Source organism: Enterobacter sp. KB-280D8, from assembly GCF_041399405.1.
Taxonomy (GTDB): domain Bacteria; phylum Pseudomonadota; class Gammaproteobacteria; order Enterobacterales; family Enterobacteriaceae; genus Enterobacter; species Enterobacter cloacae_N.
The window spans coordinates 305,513-322,332 of record NZ_JBGKEC010000002.1; the positions used below are offsets into that span (position 1 = coordinate 305,513).

Sequence of the window (16,820 nt, forward strand, 5' to 3'; positions counted from 1 at the left end):
TTGTTAATTGTTTAGAACATTGACCCGAATATTTTCAAGGTGAGCGTGACGTCTGACGACGACCTCCGCTTCTTTCATTTTCGACCAGTTGGCAATAATACTTTTTGCCTTTGCTTCATCGGTCATATCGACAGAGTTAACTTCTACCGCCACATCGCCCTTTTGTAGCCCGGAATGGCTATAGAACGAGGAGGCATTCCTTGGATTAATGTTGTAGCCTTCCAGCTGGCCTTTTTCGATTAACGGTTTGAGCACCAGATAATCATCCAGATGCACGCTTTCCGCACCTGCATCTTTCGTCGATTTGGTTACCGGGCCGCTGTCAACGCCACCCTTAAAATAGTCAGGCTTATTTAACGCCAGTACCTGCGTAGCACCTTCGTAATTAACCACCACATTGTCTTTGTTAATTTCCTGAATAAACGCATCGTTGAAACCGGTCAGAGGCTCGCCTTCACGATAGCTCTTCTCCCCCCCCGGTGTTTTGATAACCGCGAAGGAAAGCCAGGCGTCATCGCTACGCACGATACCTTCTATTTCCGCTGCCAGCGGGGCTTTCGTCGCAGTCGGTAAGTTGTCCTGACGCACCGCAGCCGTGAAAAGGGTGAACTTTTTTTCTTCACGACGATTTTTCAGTGGCTGTTCATCAGATTTAGCCAACTTATTCGTAACTTTTTTATAATCTTTAAACGTCAGATAGCCTTGCTGGCCGCAAAAAATTAACAGCGCAAACATAATGCAAGGCGTTATCCACCGTGACAGAAATGAGAACCTCATTTTTCATCTGGCCTTTAACAAAGCGAAAATAAGCAGCGTCGTGCTGCGCCAATATGTGAGAAAATAGTAATTAGCTGCTGTAAATACGACCACTGACTTTGCCGCTAACTTTCATAAAGAAAAATATTGACCGTATAAAATCCAGATGTTAGGCATCATCCACTGGATATTTTTACCCTGCACGCAAATTGACCACCCTATAGCGTTGCTTTACTTTCTCGTCCTGTTGCTATTCCTAATCAGAGACGGTAAGTCGTTATGTATCAGAGCCACTTTCATTTTAAAAACCCGCCGTTCAGGGAGATTGCCCGCTCATCCGGGGATTTTCTGGTGCCCTATCATCAGGACGTGTTCAACCTGCTGAAAGAGAAAACCCAACAGGCGGGCGTGAGCGGTCTCTTTTGTGACGACGCCCGTTTGTTAGGTCAGTTCAGCCATGCGCTGAAAACCGCGACGCCCGGCGTTCTTGCCATCAACGCGTTTCCAAAACTGAGCGCCAGTAGCCTGCTGTACAAGCTCAACCCGGGAACGAAAGAGAACAAGAACCGGATTCAGGCGGTAGATGCGGTGCTGCAGCAGTGGCAGGGTGGGAAAGCCAGAACGAAAGTGCTGGTCATTACCCATACCGAAGCCATGAAAGAGAGCTGCCGCGAGGTGCTGGGTATGTTGCTCACGCGCGCCCAGGAGCTGGAGTTTCGCCTGGCCGTGGTGCTGATGGGCACGAAGGATCAGGACGCCGTTCTGATGCAGCAATCTGAACTGCGTGAATATGCGCATACCCGCCACACGCTTCGCCCCCTGACCTGCCGGGAATTTCTCGGCTATGTGCAGGCGCAGTGTGAAGAGCACGGGTGCGAGAACTCGCCGCTTACGCCGGCGCGCGTGCGTAAGATGCACGCGCTGACCAAAGGGAATATCAGCAAGCTGAATGAACTGGCACACCTGTCAATGCTGGCCGCCTGGACCGAACGTGCGCTACAGGTTAGCCCGCGTCATTTACGCCTGGCGGCCGGTGAGATCCTTCCTGCGAAAAAACACGGTAAGCGCCTGGCGACCGTGGGACTGTTCGCTTCCGTGCTGTTCGCCGCCTGCGGCTGGTATTTAACCTCCTCGATCACCGCAAAACTTCCCGTTCAACTGCCGGTGCCCGTCAGCTGGAGACAGCAGGCACCAAAAGTTGAGGCACCCGCGTTGCCGGTTATCGACAACGAAATGGTTAATCAGCCGGATGCGATGCACCAGCTTTACCTGACGTGGGGGTACGACGCCTTGGCGGATGACGCCCTGTGTCAAAACGCCGCGAAGGTGAACCTGATGTGTAAACAGGGCAACGCCTCGCCGGATGCGCTGGCACGAGAGGGTTATCCGTGGGTCAGTGAACTCAAAACCGGTGACCATCTTAACTACGCCGTGGTCGCCCGCGTTGGGGATACCTCTATCGACCTGCTGATGAACAACCGCACCTGGCAGGTAAGCCGCAGCTGGTTTAACCAGCATGCGACCGGGAACTATACCCAGCTGCACCGCCTGACGCCGGAAGGTAAAGACGCCATCAGTGCCGCCAGCGATGCGAAAGACATGGGCTGGCTGGATCAGCAACTGAGCCTGGCTCTTGCCCAGCCTGAAACCCATGCTCAGACCTGGACGGCGGAGATGATGAAACGCACCCGCGAGTTCCAGCAAAAAATGAATCTGCACGTGGATGGCATTCCTGGGGAAGACACGCTGATGCAGCTCATGCGTGAAACCCATACCACGCCGAGCGTATTGCTCCAGGCCACATCAGACGCCAAAACGCAGGAGAAGCATTCCTAATGTCTACCATCTGTCTTGCGGCTCAGCGCAGCTACGTCACCGGGGAGGCGGTCTGGTTTTCATACCGCTTCCCCAGCCTGAGAAAAATTTGCGGTAATACCCTTTTATGGGCGTTAGGTTTGTGCGCCATGGTCATGGCAGGGTTGTACGCGCACGTTTACTGGAACCTGCGCCATCCTGTGCCGGAACCGGTTAAAGCGAGCGTCGCGAAACCCGAAACACAGCTTTCAGATATGCACTACGTGTATGTAAGTAAGCCGTTCCCGCATCCGCATCCGAAACCCGCGCCGGTACACGCTGATGTTCCCGCCATGCAGGATCTGCCCATCAACAGCGATGATGCTGACTGGCAGCAGGCACCTGACGGCGGCGTGCCGCACGATACCTCGCGGGATACTTTACCCGGAACCGAAGCGCACGATGCGGTACCCGCCAGCGCGAGCGGTGACGATGCCTCAATAACCGAATTATTTAAGCAGGCATTAAAAGAACAAGAGCAGGATTATTCGCAAGGCAAAATTCCCGCGCCGCCGGTTGACGAGACGCAGGATAATTCGCAGAAAGGTTCATTGCAGAAAGTGGATCCCCGGTCACCTTTGAGTAAGAAAGGAGACCGGCTGGAGTAGTTAATATTTTTCAGGCAACGTTGTCAGGTTAAGGAGTCGACCCTTTTCCACGACAATATACTGACCTTTTTTCAGATCGGAGAGGATTTTAATAATGGTACTGCGCGCCAGGTTGGTGTATCCCTGAATATAATCATAAATATTGATATCGCGCTGATGATGAACAATTAGATCGTTAATTTCGTACAAAAATTCACGTACGACAGAATAAGCACTGCGGGCAACCAGCACATCATCGCGTTTGCTCAGCATGCAAATGTACCAGGAGAGCACTTTGGTCAGTTCAGGCCATAAGTTTTTATCGGTCATCAGCTGCGCGAAGACGTCTTTTTTGATTGAGCGCACCACGGTGTTGGCGCGAACGAGGCCGTACATGTGGGTCGCATTGTAGTACATAGCCGCGAGGCCAAAAATGCACTGACCCGTTACCGTGAACATGCACAGCTCGTCGGATTCGCGTCGGAACTCCACTTCGCCGCTGACGATAATATGAATATATTGCGAATCAGACGTGGATATTTTTTGCCATTTCTTTAAAGTTTTTTCTTCAAAACCTGAAGTTGCGGAAATAATGGCTTCCATTTCATGTTGCGGACGTAATTTTTTTGCGTAGATGCTTAACATTGTTATACCCGATTTAAGATATGAAATTTTAAAGATGCAGGACCAAGGCTATAAAAGCCTTAATCTTCGATAATTTTTCTGAAGATGTTCTCAAGGAGAACAATTAAGAACTGAATGCGATATATTTATCTGCTGCATTAGTTAGCAAGCTATGTGTCTATCTTAAATCCGGATAATTTTAAGTCAATTAACTAAAAATGAATTGAGTTTGTACTTAAGATTAATCTGAAGGGTTTTCAGGAAAAACAACTGATTCGGGGTATTCCGAAGGATTACCCCTGCCCGTACTTCTCTAAGAGCGCTTCACCTATGGCCATCGTTTCAACATCGGCGATGCCGTTCCACAGGTCAGGCCTGAAGTGCATCTGGAATGCCATGATGATGCGTTTCTGCTGCGCCGGGGTACTGTTAACCGGCACGTCATAGCCATAGCGCGCAAGCACATCGAGCAACGCGACGGTATCTACCTGCTGAAAGCGCGGTCGTCCGTTTATATAGAACGCCACGCGCGCGGGATCGGGCCATGCACCTATCCCCTGCTGAGCCAGCTCCCGCCACGGGAACAGCGGGCCAGGATCGTCTTTGCGCTGCGGCGCAATGTCCGAATGGGCCACTACGTTTTCAGGCCTGATGCTGTAGCGGGCAATGATATCTTTCGCGAGCGGCACCAGCGCCGCAATCTGCGCAGGCTCAAATGGCGTAAAATGCTTCACCCCGGCCGTTTTCTGCCAGCCACGATTTTCCAGCTCAATGCCGACAGACGTATCATTGATGCGGTTGGTGCCGCGCCAGAAGCTGATGCCGGCGTGCCAGGCCAGCTCGCTCTCCGGCACCAGCTGCCAGATGCGCGGCTTGCCGTCCGGTGCCGGGGGCTTCGCGGGGATCAGATAATGCGAACTGACGTTTTTGTCGGTTAAGGTCGTAAGCGAGGTGTCGAAGTCATCGGCGGTATAGTGGATTACCAGCACCTTGATACGCGGATAGGCCGCCTGCGCCTGATGGCGCGTATCCAGCTCGTAGGCGCCTTTATCAACAATACCTTTTTCCGGGGCGCATCCTGCCAGCAACATCGCCAGCAGGAGCGTTGAAAGCGAACGCTTCATCGACGGGTTTTCACCGCCGTGCCGCTTACGCTCACCATCAGCATGCTGGAATCTTTGCCGACGGTTTCATAATCAATATCGATTCCCACAACGGCGTCCGCGCCCAGCGCTTTTGCCTGCTCGCCGAGCTCCTTAAACGCAATTTCTCGCGCTTTACGCAGCTCTTTTTCGTACGCGCCGGAGCGTCCACCGACGATGTCACGAATGCCGGCAAAGAAATCCCGGAAAATGTTCGCGCCGAGAATCGCTTCGCCGGTAACCACGCCGCAATACTCGGTGATGGTTTGTCCTTCCAGGGTTGGCGTTGTTGAAAACTGCATTCTTTTCTCCTTCTTTAGCGTTCAATGCCTTAGGCACAGCATTATCGGTTCGTTACGCTATGATTGAAAGGATAGTTAATAAATAAGGAAATCAACATGCGCTACTCTGCTTTAACACTTTTAGTGCCCTGCGCGCTGGTGCTCAGCGCCTGTACCACCACGGTCACGCCAGCCTTTAAGGATATCGGTACCCGCAGCGGCCCCTGCATCGACGGCGGCCCGGATACCGTGGCGCAACAATTTTATGATTACCGCATTCAGCATCGCGGGAATGACCTGACCGCCCTGCGCCCGTACCTGAGCGATAACCTGGCAAAACTGCTCAACGACGCAACCCGCGATCCGCAGCATAACGCCCTGCTGAAATCCGATCCGTTCTCCAGCCGCGCCACGCTGCCGGACAGCGCCGAGGTGGCCAGCGCGTCAACCATCCCGAACACCGATGCGCGGAACATTCCGCTGCGCGTGAAGCTGACCCAGGGAACCCAGACCTGGCAGGATGAAGTGCTGATGATCCGTGAAGGTCAGTGCTGGGCGGTGGACGACGTGCGCTACATCGGCGGCAGCGTTCATGCCCCGGCCGGCACGCTGCGCCAGTCGATTGAGAACCGCTAAATCATCAGTGATAAAAATGTTACCCCCGTAAAATGTCCGGCATTTCGTGCGGAATGCCGACATTTATACTCGCCGACCTTGCCGTTCGCTATTTTGTGCTATGTTTAAGAGGAAATACGGGTTATATTTAACTTTTAACGCAGAAATATTGCATAACTATTCTGTCAACGGTACTATCTGCGGCCTCAATTGCTATAGATTGCCTGGATGAGTAAAGACTGCCCCGATGAGTATTAAACTAAACGGCATTAACTGCTTCTACGGCGCACACCAGGCGCTGTTTGACATCACGCTGAACTGCCCGGAAGGCGAAACGCTGGTTTTACTTGGCCCAAGCGGTGCAGGCAAAAGCTCCCTTCTGCGCGTCCTTAATCTGCTTGAAATGCCCCGTTCCGGTACGCTGGCTATCGCCGGTAACCATTTTGATTTCGCGAAAACCCCGTCAGATAAAGCGATTCGCGAGCTGCGTCAAAACGTCGGCATGGTCTTCCAGCAATACAATCTCTGGCCGCATCTGACCGTCCTGCAAAACCTGATTGAAGCCCCGTGCCGCGTGCTGGGGTTAAGCAAGGAGCAGGCCATCGCGCGTGCCGAAAAGCTGCTGGAGCGTCTGCGCCTTAAGCCCTACAGCGACCGCTATCCGCTGCACCTCTCCGGGGGTCAGCAGCAGCGCGTAGCCATTGCCCGCGCGCTGATGATGGAGCCTGCGGTACTGCTGTTTGATGAACCGACCGCGGCGCTGGACCCGGAAATCACTGCCCAGATCGTGAGCATTATTCGCGAGCTGGCGGAAACCAATATCACGCAGGTCATCGTTACCCACGAAGTGGAAGTGGCGCGTAAAACCGCCAGCCGTGTGGTCTACATGGAAAACGGGTACATCGTTGAGCAAGGTGACGCGAGCTGCTTCGCGAACCCGCAAACCGATGCCTTCAAAAACTATTTATCTCATTGATTGTGTCAGGGGAAATATAATGAAAAAAGTATTACTTGCCGTGCTGCTTGCTGGCGTTACCCTTTCCGCTACCGCAGCCCAGACCATTCGTTTCGCCACGGAAGCCTCTTACCCTCCGTTTGAGTCCATTGATGCGAACAATAAAATTGTTGGCTTCGACGTAGACCTGGCAAACGCCCTGTGTAAAGAGATCGATGCAACCTGTACCTTCAGCAACCAGGCGTTCGACAGCCTGATCCCAAGCCTGAAGTTCCGCCGTATTGACGCCGTCATGGCCGGTATGGATATTACCCCTGAGCGTGAAAAGCAGGTGCTGTTCACCACCCCTTACTACGACAACTCCGCCCTGTTTATTGGTCAGAAAGGTAAATTCACCTCTGTCGATCAGCTGAAAGGCAAAAAAGTGGGCGTGCAGAACGGCACCACGCACCAGAAATTCATCATGGATAAACACCCGGAAATCACCACCGTTCCGTATGACAGCTACCAGAACGCGAAGCTGGATCTGCAGAATGGCCGTATCGACGGCGTATTTGGTGATACCGCTGTCGTGACCGAGTGGCTGAAAGCCAACGACAAACTGGCGCCAGTGGGCGACAAAGTGACCGATAAGGATTACTTCGGTACCGGTCTGGGGATTGCCGTTCGTCAGGGCAACACCGAGCTGCAGCAGAAATTCAACGCTGCGCTGGAAAAAGTGAAGAAAGACGGCACCTACGAAACCATCTACAAAAAATGGTTCCAGAAGTAATTCCTGATGAATGAAATATTTCCTTTAGCAAGCGCCGCCGGGATGACCGTCGGCCTTGCCGTTTGCGCACTGATTATCGGCCTCGTGCTGGCGATGTTCTTTGCGGTGTGGGAATCCGCGAAATGGTTCCCCATCGCCTGGACAGGCTCCGCGCTGGTCACCGTGCTGCGTGGGCTACCGGAAATTCTGGTGGTCCTGTTCATCTATTTCGGCTCCTCGCAGCTGCTGCTGACGCTGTCGGACGGCTTCACCCTCAATCTTGGCTTTGCGCAGATCCCGGTGCAGATGCAGATTGAAAACTTCGACGTCAGCCCGTTCCTGTGCGGCGTGATTGCCCTCTCCCTGCTCTACTCCGCGTACGCGTCGCAAACCCTTCGCGGTGCGCTGAAGGCCGTACCGCAGGGGCAGTGGGAGTCGGGTCAGGCGTTAGGCCTGTCGAAATCAGCCATCTTCTTCCGTCTGGTGATGCCGCAGATGTGGCGCCACGCCCTGCCGGGGCTGGGTAACCAGTGGCTGGTATTGCTGAAAGATACCGCGCTGGTGAGCCTGATCAGCGTTAACGATTTAATGCTGCAAACCAAAAGCATCGCCACCCGTACCCAGGAGCCTTTTACGTGGTACATCGTGGCGGCGGCTATCTACCTGGTGATCACGTTGCTCAGTCAGTACATCCTCAAGCGTATTGACCTGCGTGCGACGCGCTTTGAACGGAGACCAGGCTGATGCTTGAATATTTCCCCGAGCTGATGAAAGGGCTGCACACCAGCCTGACGCTGACCGTGGCGTCCATTATCGTGGCGCTGATCCTGGCCCTTATCTTCACCATCGTCCTGACGCTGAAAACGCCGGTGCTGGTGTGGATCGTGCGCGGCTATATCACCCTGTTTACCGGTACGCCGCTGCTGGTGCAGATCTTCCTGATTTACTACGGCCCGGGCCAGTTCCCGTCGCTGCAGGAGTATCCGGTTATCTGGCACCTGCTCTCTGAGCCGTGGCTGTGCGCCCTGATTGCCCTTTCGTTGAACAGTGCGGCCTATACCACGCAGCTGTTCTTTGGTGCGATCCGCGCCATCCCGGAAGGACAATGGCAGTCCTGCGGGGCGCTGGGCATGAGCAAGAAAGACACGCTGGCAATCCTGCTGCCGTACGCCTTTAAGCGCGCACTCTCCTCCTACTCCAACGAAGTGGTGCTGGTGTTCAAGAGTACCTCTCTGGCCTACACCATCACCCTGATGGAAGTTATGGGTCACGGGCAGCTGCTGTACGGGCGCACCTATGACGTGATGGTGTTCGGCGCGGCCGGCGTGGTCTATCTGGTGGTAAACGGCCTGCTGACGCTGATGATGCGCCTGATTGAGCGTAAAGCGTTAGCGTTTGAGCGCAGAAATTAACCACACGAGTGCATAAAACGATATTCACAGAGCGGGTAACCTGATGGGTTATCCGCTTTTTTTTGCCATGAAAATAATATTTAATCATTTTTATTGCATATAAATTCATTAAATGGCATTGTACATCCATGCCGCAGACACGGCGCATAAATAAGACAGACGGGAGCATTACAATGAAAAAGTTAGTTCTGGCCGCACTACTGGCAACCTTCGCCGCTGGCGCATCCGCTGCTGATAAAATCAATTTTGGCGTTTCGGCGACTTATCCGCCGTTTGAATCGCTGGATGCCAGCAACCAGATCGTCGGTTTCGATATCGACCTGGCGAAAGCGCTGTGCAAGCAGATGCAGGCCGACTGCACCTTTACCAACCACGCGTTTGACAGCCTGATCCCGTCGCTGAAATTCAAAAAATACGATGCGGTGATCTCCGGGATGGACATCACGCCGGAGCGCAGCAAGCAGGTGGCATTTACCGACCCGTACTACGCCAACTCGGCGGTAGTGATTGCGAAGAAAGGGGCGTACAAGTCCTTCGACGAGCTGAAAGGCAAACGCATCGGGATGGAAAACGGCACCACGCACCAGAAATACCTGCAGGACAAGCATCCTGAAGTGAAGACCGTGGCCTATGACAGCTACCAGAACGCGATTATCGACCTGAAAAACGGCCGTATTGATGGCGTATTCGGCGACACCGCCGTGGTGAACGAATGGCTGAAAACCAATCCGCAGCTGGGTACGGCGACCGAGAAAGTCACCGACCCGCAGTACTTCGGCACGGGCCTCGGCATCGCGGTGCGTCCGGATAACAAGGCCCTGCTGGAAAAACTGAACGGCGCGCTGAAGGCAATTAAAGCGGACGGCACGTATCAGAAAATCAGCGACCAGTGGTTCCCGCAGTAATCTCTTTTGCCGGGTGGCGGCTTCGCCGTACCCGGCACTCTCTCACAGCGGTACAAAGAACCTGAACCGCGCCCCGCTCACCGACTCCATCAGCCTGATCCCGCCGCCGTGCAGCTCCAGCATACGCTTAACGATTAACAGCCCTAACCCACCGCGGTTCTCCCGCGCTGCCTGGGTATTCAGCGCCGACGGCCGCTGGAACAGATCGTCGCGCAGCGAGGCATCCACCCCCGTTCCGGTGTCGGCTACTTCGACCTGAAGCTGTTCATTCTCCTGCCAGACCGCCAGACGAATTTCCCCGCCGGTGGGCGTATGACGCATCGCGTTATCCAGCAGGTTGGTCACCACGCGCTCGATCATCGACACATCGGCATTGACCAGCGGCAGGGGCCCAGGCACGTCAATATGCAGATTGACCTCGCGCGTGCGGGCGGTGAGCTCAAACTTCTGCGCCACATCGGAAATCAGCTCTCCCATCGCGAAACGCTCGCGCTGAGGCTTAATGCCGCCGTGCTCAAGGCGCGCCAGCTCGAACAGCTGCTGCGAAAGATGACGTACCTTTTGTCCCTGACGCAGCGCGGTGGCGAGATACTGCTGGTGCTCCTGCGGCGTCAGGGTGGCGGATTTGAGCGACAGGGTTTCCAGATAGCCCAGCAGCGAGGTGAGCGGCGTGCGGAGATCGTGCGAAATATTGGCGATAAACTCCCTGCGCTGGCGATCGCTGTCGGCCAGCTGGTCCCACTGGCGGGTGATTTTCCGCGCCAGCTCGATAAAACTGTTGCGCAGGAGGGCCACTTCGTCATTGGCCGCGGCGTCCGGCGGCTGTGCTGCCAGCAACCTGATTGCGCTAATGCTGTCCTGCTCCAGGCCGGTGACCTCCTCCGTCAGGCGCTTAACCGGACGCGTCACCCAGTACCAGACCAGCAGTCCCGCCAGCAGGCCAAACAACGCGACCCACAGCAATGACCAGAGTACCGTGCTCCAGAGCGCCTTATGCCAGGCCATTTCCGCCAGCGCGTTCGACTCCTCGCCCTGCAAAATAATGTACAGGTAGCCCTTAAGCTCGCCGTCCTGTCGCAGCGGCGTGGCGCTGAACACTTTTTTATTTTGACTGCGCGGATCGTCGCCCAGTACCGGTATGGCGGTACCGCTCAGGAAGGTCTGAACCGGTGCCAGGTCGATTTTTTGCCGCTGAATATGGCCCGGCGGTGCGGCGTCGGCCAGAATATCACCATCCGGGGAGACGACGTACAGCTCAACGCTCGGATTAAAGGTCATCAGCCGGTCAAACAGCGGTTTCAGCGCGCTGCGGTCGACCCTGCCCTGCCCGTCCAGAATCGGTTCCCGCTGGACGATCTGCTGCGCCAGGCCGCCCGACAACCGCTGCACCATCGCATTGCCGTACTGCATACTGCTGTAGAGCTGTACCGCGCAGGCGACGGTGGCGCAGAGCATCATCAGCAGGACAAACAGCAGCGTCAGGCGCTGGCTCAGGCTAAAGCGGCGCATGATGGTTTGGCTCCGCAAATTTATAGCCCTTGCCCCAGACGGTGCGAATAATCTCCGGCTCGGCGGCGTCCTTCTCAATCTTGATGCGCAGGCGGTTGATATGGGTGTTGACGGTGTGCTCATAGCCTTCGTGCTGATAGCCCCACACCTGCTCCAGCAGCGCCAGACGGGAAAACACCTCGCCGGGATGGCGGGCGAAGAAGTACAGCAGTTCGAATTCGCGCGGGGTGAGATCCACCGCCTGGCCGTGAAGCAGCACGCTGCGCGCCAGCGGATCGATCGTCAGGCCGTGGGCCTGAATTTGCCCGTCAGCCTGCGCCTGCCCCATCGCCTGCTGGCGGCGGAACAGCGCTTTGATGCGGGCGATCAGCTCCTGCACCGAAAAGGGTTTGGCGAGGTAGTCATCGGCGCCGGTTTCCAGCCCGGTGATGCGGTCGGTTTCGCTGCTGCGGGCGCTGATGATGATCACCGGCAGGTAGCGGGTCATCTGACGGATGCGGCGGCAAATTTCCAGGCCGTCAACGTTGGGCAGCATCAGGTCGAGGATCACCGCATCCCACGGCTGTTTTTCAAGGCGCTGCAGGGCGTTGCCCCCGTCGGGCTCGTGGGTAATGGCGTAGCCTTCGTCTTCTAAATTGAGTCGCAGAAGCGCCGCGATATCGTGGTCATCTTCCACCAGCAGGATCTGCTTCATGGGTAAGCCTTTATTCATCTCTTATGACGTAAGCTTACCTGATTTTGTGGGCCGGCAGAGTTCACATTTTGTTTAAGATTTCACGAGCAACGTCAGCACTTCATAATGCGCGGTGTGCGGGAACATATCAAAAAGCTGTACCCGCTCAATGCGGTAGCCCGGCAGGCTGGCGATGTCTTTCGCCATGGTCTGCGCGTTGCAGCTGGAGTAGACGATAAAATCGGGTGCCATCTGGCTCAGGTAGTCGCACAGCGCATTTCCAATGCCACGGCGCGGCGGATTGACCAGCACCAGCTCCGGCACGTTGCCCTGACCGGTGGCAAACTGCGTGGAGTCCAGCGCCTGGAAGTGCAGATTGGTTAACCCCAGTTCAGCGGCGGACTGTTTCGCGCAGGCAATCGCCTCGGCAGAGATCTCAATTCCGGTGAGCTGCATCTCAGGCGTGGCGCAGTGCAGACCAAAACCGCCCACGCCGCAAAACAGATCCCACATATGCTTGATGTTTAACGCGCGCACCCAGTCGCGGGCGGTGGCGTACAAGCTGCTTGCCACGGTCGGGTTGGTCTGGAAGAAGCTTTGCGGGCGGATCCACAGCGGCACGCCGTTGAAGCTCTCCGCCAGCGCGTGCTGGTCGGTGAAGAAAATCTCTTTCTCCCCTTCCATGATTGCCATATGCACCGGCTGAATATTTGCGGTAATCACCTTTAACTGGGGAAGCTGTTCCTGCAGCCAAGGCAGCGCCGCGCGCAGCTGCTCCAGCTTGGCTTCCGAACGCAGCACGAAGCGCAGCATCATCCCGCCGTCTTTCTGGCTTTCGGTCAGGAGAAGGTACTTCAGCTCGCCGCGCCTGCGGGCGACGTTATAAGGCGTTAACCCCGCGCGAGCGATAAACGGCTTCAGTGCGGCAAAAACCGGCTCAAACGAGGCGGGATACAGCGGGCAGTGGGTTAAGTCTTCCGGCGTGCCGTCGCGGTGCAGCATCCCCAGCAATGGTTTTTCAACGCTGCCGCTGACCACCATTTTGGCTTTGTTGCGAAAGCCCTGCTCAGGGCCGCTGACGGGTGCGCACCACTCGCCCACCGCGCGTTCTGCCAGCAGCTGTTGCAGGTCGGCCATTTTGGCGGTGAGTTGTTGAGAGACCGGCTGTTCTATCCACTGACAGGAGCGACAGCGTCCGGCGTCATAGAGTGCGCACTGCATATGAAAACCTTAAGGAAAACGAGGGCTGCGATTATACACATTATTGCAGACGGAAGAACCGCCGACTGGAGGCAGGAATATAAAGCAGGCAGAGCACCAGCATATCCGGCAGCTTCTGCAGGACCAGCGCATGGAAAATCTCGCGCTTTGAGCCACCGGCAATGCTGAACAGCTCCGGGTAGCCATAGCCCAGCGAGGCGGCCCACAGATAGCTGGCGGCGGTAATTTGCGTGAGCAGATAGACCCAGCGCGCCCAGTTGCGCCCTTTAACCAGCGAAAACGCGCAGTAGATCTCGATAAACACCAGCACCAGGCTGCTCAAAAAGACCAGCGTCAGATTCCACGTCTGCACGCTGCGGTGAATGAATTCCCCGATGCCGCGCACGCCCAGGGTATTCAGAATCATCAGCACGTCCAGGCAGCGGATCATAATAATGGCGAGCGCCGCCACCTGCACCAGCGCAGGAACGTTAGGACGGGCGTGCGTAAGACGTGATTTTTTTAATAATCCCAATGTTTTACTTCCCTGAAAAACAGTGCCGCGTCATGCGCGGCACATCACTGGAAATTTTAAATGCTTCAGCCGCGTCTTGCACGCTGGATATCGCGCACGCGCTGTTTTTCCGCGCGCGCCATCAAATACCAGGCGATAAATCCGACAATTCCGACCACGCCGAGGATGATAGAGGCCAGGGCGTTGATCTCCGGGTTGACTCCCATGCGCACGCTGGAGAAAACCAGCATCGGCAGCGTCGTCGCGCCCGGGCCGGAGACAAAGCTGGCGATAACCAGATCGTCCAGCGACAGCGTGAACGCCAGCAGCCAGCCGGAGATCACCGCCGGCATGATCATCGGCAGCGTGATGATGAAGAAGACCTTCAGCGGCGTGGCGCCGAGATCCATCGCCGCCTCTTCGATGGAGCGATCCAGCTCGCGCAGGCGCGAAGAGATCACCACCGCGACATACGCGGTACAGAAAGTCACGTGCGCCAGCCAGATGGTGAGCATACCGCGATCCGCCGGCCAGCCGATGGCGTGCGCCAGCGCCACGAACAGCAGCAGCAGCGACAGGCCGGTTATCACGTCCGGCATCACCAGCGGGGCGGTGATCATAAAGGCAAACCCGTTCGACCCGCGAAAACGCCCGAAGCGCACCATCACCAGCGCAGCGATGGTGCCCAGAACGCAGGCCATCGTGGCCGCCAGGGCAGCAATGGTCAGGCTCAGCCCCACCGCGCTCATCATCGCATCGTCGTGGAACAGCTCGCTGTACCAGCGCGTCGACCAGCCCGCCCAGACCGTCACCAGCTTAGAGCTGTTGAACGAGTAGATCACCAGCATCAGCATCGGCGCATACAGGAAGGTAAAGCCGATAATGAGGATCAGAATTCGCCACGGGGAGCGTACTACCGGTAGGTTGTTCATCCGCGATCTCCCATCTGTTTCTGCTGATGCTTGTGGAACCACATGATCGGGACGATCAGCAGCAGGAGCATGATAATCGCCACCGCCGACGCCACCGGCCAGTCGCGGTTATTGAAGAATTCCTGCCACAGGACGCGGCCAATCATGATGCTGTCCGGCCCACCGAGCAGTTCCGGGATCACAAACTCCCCGACCGCCGGAATAAAGACCAGCATCGACCCGGCGATAATGCCGCCTTTGGTCAGCGGGACAATGACGCTGAAGAAGGTTTTCAGCGGACGGGCGCCGAGATCGAGCGACGCTTCCACCAGCGAGTAATCAATCCGCGTCAGGGCCGTATAGATCGGCAGCACCATAAACGGCAGATAGGCGTACACAATGCCGATATAGACCGCAAGGTTAGTGTGCAGGATCGTTAGCGGCTGATCGATAACCCCGAGCCACATCAGGAAATTATTCAGCACGCCGTTGTTTTTCAGGATCCCCATCCACGCGTAAACGCGGATCAGGAACGAGGTCCACGACGGCAGGATCACCAGCAGCAGCAGGATATTGCGCGTCGATGGCTTGCTGTGCGCCACCGCCCACGCCAGCGGGTAGCCCATCGCCAGACAGCAGAGCGTCGAGATCGCCGCCACCTGCAGCGACTGCAGATACGCTTCGAAATAGAGCGGATCCTCGGTGAGCTGCAGGAAGTTACCCAGGTTCAAGGTCAGCGTCAGCTGTCCGTCGGCCCACTCCCACAGATCGGTATACGGCGGGATCGCCCGGGCCATCTCCGCCAGGCTGATCTTAAACACGATCAGGAACGGCAGCAGGAACAGCAGGATCAGCCACACGTACGGCATGGCGATCACCAGCTTGCGGCCGTGGTTCATCTTAAGGCGCGTCAGCCAGCGGGCAAAGCCGCCCGGTTTGGCTGCACGGGCTGGAGGTTCAAGTGTGCTCATGATCGCTCCTTATACCGTCAGCACAACGCAGCTGTCCGCGTCCCAGCACAGGCGCACTTCGTCGCCCCAGGTCGGCTGGCCCTTCCGGTAGCGATGTTCGTTCTGCAGCTGGGCGCTGAGCATCTGTCCGCTTTTCAGGCGCACGTGGTAGATGGACAGATCGCCCAGATAGGCAATGTGCACCACTTCGCCGACGGCAAAGTTGTAACCGTCGGCAGGCGGATCGTCACAGAGCATGATCTTCTCCGGGCGCAGCGCCACGTAGACCGGCACGTTGTCCACTACCGAGCTGTCAGGATCGACCTTAAGCGGATGCTGCAGCCCCGGCGATTCGATGACCAGACCATCCTCCTGACGATCCTTCAGCAGCCCTTCGAAGACGTTGACCGAGCCGATGAACTCCGCGCTGTAGCGGGTGGTCGGATGCTCGTAAATCTCTTCCGGCTCGCCAATCTGCACGAACTTACCGCGGTTCATGATCGCGATACGACCGGCCATGGTCATGGCCTCTTCCTGGTCATGGGTGACCATCACGCAGGTCACGCCCACGCGCTCGAGGATATCCACCACTTCCAGCTGCATGCGGTCGCGCAGCTTTTTGTCCAGGGCACCCATCGGCTCGTCGAGCAGCAGCAGCTTCGGGCGTTTCGCCAGGCTTCTCGCCAGGGCCACGCGCTGACGCTGGCCGCCGGAAAGCTGGTGCGGCTTACGCTTCGCGAACTCCTGCATGTGAACGAGGCTTAGCATTTCTGCCACGCGCGCGGTGATTTCGGCTTTCGGCAGCTTGTCCTGCTTCAGGCCAAAGGCGATGTTTTGCTCCACCGTCATGTGCGGAAACAGCGCGTAGGACTGGAACATCATGTTAATCGGGCGCTGGTACGGCGGCACGCTGGAGAGATCCACGCCATCGAGCATAATCTGCCCGGCGGTGGGCTGTTCAAAACCGGCCAGCATACGCAGCAGGGTCGATTTACCGCAGCCCGAGGCGCCCAGTAGCGCGAATATTTCGCCTTTATAGATAGTCAGGCTGACGTCGTCCACGGCATGCTGGCCATCAAAAGATTTGGTGAGGTTACGAATTTCAAGAAGCGGGGTCAGCGCTTTACGGACTTTCGCCTGCGGGCGTGGGATCGCGTCATTCACGGGGTGCTCTCCGGCAT

General features: G+C 56.3%; 19 protein-coding genes. 8 read left to right on the forward strand and 11 right to left on the reverse strand.

Going from position 1 to position 16,820, the window contains the following annotated elements; genetic code table 11:
- Positions 1–3: 3 nt before the first annotated feature.
- Positions 4–735, reverse strand: a complete 732-nt coding sequence (gspC, locus tag AB8818_RS06910) for a type II secretion system protein GspC (protein WP_116341034.1) — start codon at positions 733–735, stop codon at positions 4–6.
- Positions 736–1,035: 300 nt separating this feature from the next.
- Here gspC and AB8818_RS06915 point away from each other — a divergent pair, with 300 nt between their 5' ends.
- A complete protein-coding gene (locus AB8818_RS06915) occupies positions 1,036–2,592 on the forward strand; it encodes a peptidoglycan-binding protein (RefSeq protein WP_371199857.1) in 1,557 nt (518 codons plus the stop codon).
- Complete coding sequence (locus AB8818_RS06920) at positions 2,592–3,218, forward strand: hypothetical protein (protein ID WP_116341038.1); 627 nt, start codon at positions 2,592–2,594, stop codon at positions 3,216–3,218. Before AB8818_RS06915 ends, AB8818_RS06920 begins: the two co-directional genes overlap by 1 nt.
- On the opposite strand, the gene AB8818_RS06925 is transcribed toward AB8818_RS06920, so the two are convergent.
- The 3 genes from AB8818_RS06925 to AB8818_RS06935 all read right to left on the reverse strand — a co-directional run bounded on the left by AB8818_RS06925 (position 3,219) and on the right by AB8818_RS06935 (position 5,265).
- Complete coding sequence (locus tag AB8818_RS06925; protein ID WP_371199858.1) at positions 3,219–3,842, reverse strand: helix-turn-helix domain-containing protein; 624 nt, start codon at positions 3,840–3,842, stop codon at positions 3,219–3,221. It abuts the gene before it with no gap.
- Positions 3,843–4,114: 272 nt separating this feature from the next.
- Positions 4,115–4,945, reverse strand: a complete 831-nt coding sequence (locus tag AB8818_RS06930) for an N-acetylmuramoyl-L-alanine amidase (protein WP_371199859.1) — start codon at positions 4,943–4,945, stop codon at positions 4,115–4,117.
- Positions 4,942–5,265: a heavy metal-binding domain-containing protein gene (locus AB8818_RS06935; protein WP_028012516.1), complete on the reverse strand. Its 324-nt coding sequence runs from the start codon at positions 5,263–5,265 to the stop codon at positions 4,942–4,944. The genes AB8818_RS06930 and AB8818_RS06935 overlap by 4 nt, the downstream gene beginning before the upstream one ends.
- A 96-nt stretch (positions 5,266–5,361) precedes the next feature.
- Here AB8818_RS06935 and AB8818_RS06940 point away from each other — a divergent pair, with 96 nt between their 5' ends.
- From AB8818_RS06940 to artJ, 6 genes are all read left to right on the forward strand, one after another.
- The gene (locus AB8818_RS06940; RefSeq protein ID WP_116341044.1) at positions 5,362–5,880 is read left to right on the forward strand and encodes a lipoprotein; all 519 of its coding nucleotides are present in this window, start codon (positions 5,362–5,364) and stop codon (positions 5,878–5,880) included.
- Between the two features lie 226 nt (positions 5,881–6,106).
- Positions 6,107–6,835, forward strand: coding sequence for an arginine ABC transporter ATP-binding protein ArtP (gene artP, locus AB8818_RS06945; protein ID WP_116341046.1), 729 nt, complete (start codon positions 6,107–6,109; stop codon positions 6,833–6,835).
- Between the two features lie 19 nt (positions 6,836–6,854).
- Positions 6,855–7,586, forward strand: a complete 732-nt coding sequence (artI, locus tag AB8818_RS06950; protein ID WP_008500032.1) for an arginine ABC transporter substrate-binding protein ArtI — start codon at positions 6,855–6,857, stop codon at positions 7,584–7,586.
- A 6-nt stretch (positions 7,587–7,592) separates the two neighbouring features.
- Positions 7,593–8,309 (forward strand): arginine ABC transporter permease ArtQ, encoded by a 717-nt coding sequence (gene artQ / locus AB8818_RS06955; protein ID WP_192982936.1) that lies wholly within the window; start codon positions 7,593–7,595, stop codon positions 8,307–8,309.
- A complete protein-coding gene (artM, locus tag AB8818_RS06960) occupies positions 8,309–8,977 on the forward strand; it encodes an arginine ABC transporter permease ArtM (protein WP_163330820.1) in 669 nt (222 codons plus the stop codon). The genes artQ and artM overlap by 1 nt, the downstream gene beginning before the upstream one ends.
- Positions 8,978–9,150: 173 nt before the next feature.
- Positions 9,151–9,882 carry an arginine ABC transporter substrate-binding protein ArtJ gene (gene artJ / locus AB8818_RS06965; RefSeq protein ID WP_028019301.1) on the forward strand — a complete coding sequence of 244 codons (732 nt, stop codon included), beginning with the start codon at positions 9,151–9,153 and terminating at the stop codon, positions 9,880–9,882.
- A gap of 42 nt (positions 9,883–9,924) precedes the next feature.
- Here the strand turns inward: artJ and AB8818_RS06970 are convergent, their stop codons facing one another.
- The 7 genes from AB8818_RS06970 to potG form a co-directional block, all read right to left on the reverse strand.
- The gene (locus AB8818_RS06970) at positions 9,925–11,394 is read right to left on the reverse strand and encodes an ATP-binding protein (RefSeq protein ID WP_116341170.1); all 1,470 of its coding nucleotides are present in this window, start codon (positions 11,392–11,394) and stop codon (positions 9,925–9,927) included.
- A complete protein-coding gene (locus tag AB8818_RS06975; RefSeq protein WP_116341052.1) occupies positions 11,378–12,085 on the reverse strand; it encodes a response regulator transcription factor in 708 nt (235 codons plus the stop codon). Before AB8818_RS06975 ends, AB8818_RS06970 begins: the two co-directional genes overlap by 17 nt.
- 72 nt (positions 12,086–12,157) lie before the next feature.
- Positions 12,158–13,285, reverse strand: a complete 1,128-nt coding sequence (gene rlmC / locus AB8818_RS06980; RefSeq protein ID WP_163330818.1) for a 23S rRNA (uracil(747)-C(5))-methyltransferase RlmC — start codon at positions 13,283–13,285, stop codon at positions 12,158–12,160.
- Positions 13,286–13,325: 40 nt separating this feature from the next.
- On the reverse strand, positions 13,326–13,799 hold the full coding sequence (locus AB8818_RS06985) for a YbjO family protein (protein ID WP_116341056.1): 474 nt from the start codon (positions 13,797–13,799) through the stop codon (positions 13,326–13,328).
- Positions 13,800–13,864: 65 nt separating this feature from the next.
- Positions 13,865–14,710 carry a putrescine ABC transporter permease PotI gene (gene potI / locus AB8818_RS06990; protein ID WP_061098748.1) on the reverse strand — a complete coding sequence of 282 codons (846 nt, stop codon included), beginning with the start codon at positions 14,708–14,710 and terminating at the stop codon, positions 13,865–13,867.
- Positions 14,707–15,660 carry a putrescine ABC transporter permease PotH gene (potH, locus tag AB8818_RS06995; protein WP_163330816.1) on the reverse strand — a complete coding sequence of 318 codons (954 nt, stop codon included), beginning with the start codon at positions 15,658–15,660 and terminating at the stop codon, positions 14,707–14,709. Before potH ends, potI begins: the two co-directional genes overlap by 4 nt.
- Before the next feature lie 9 nt (positions 15,661–15,669).
- On the reverse strand, positions 15,670–16,803 hold the full coding sequence (gene potG / locus AB8818_RS07000; protein ID WP_045630953.1) for a putrescine ABC transporter ATP-binding subunit PotG: 1,134 nt from the start codon (positions 16,801–16,803) through the stop codon (positions 15,670–15,672).
- Positions 16,804–16,820 lie beyond the last annotated feature (17 nt).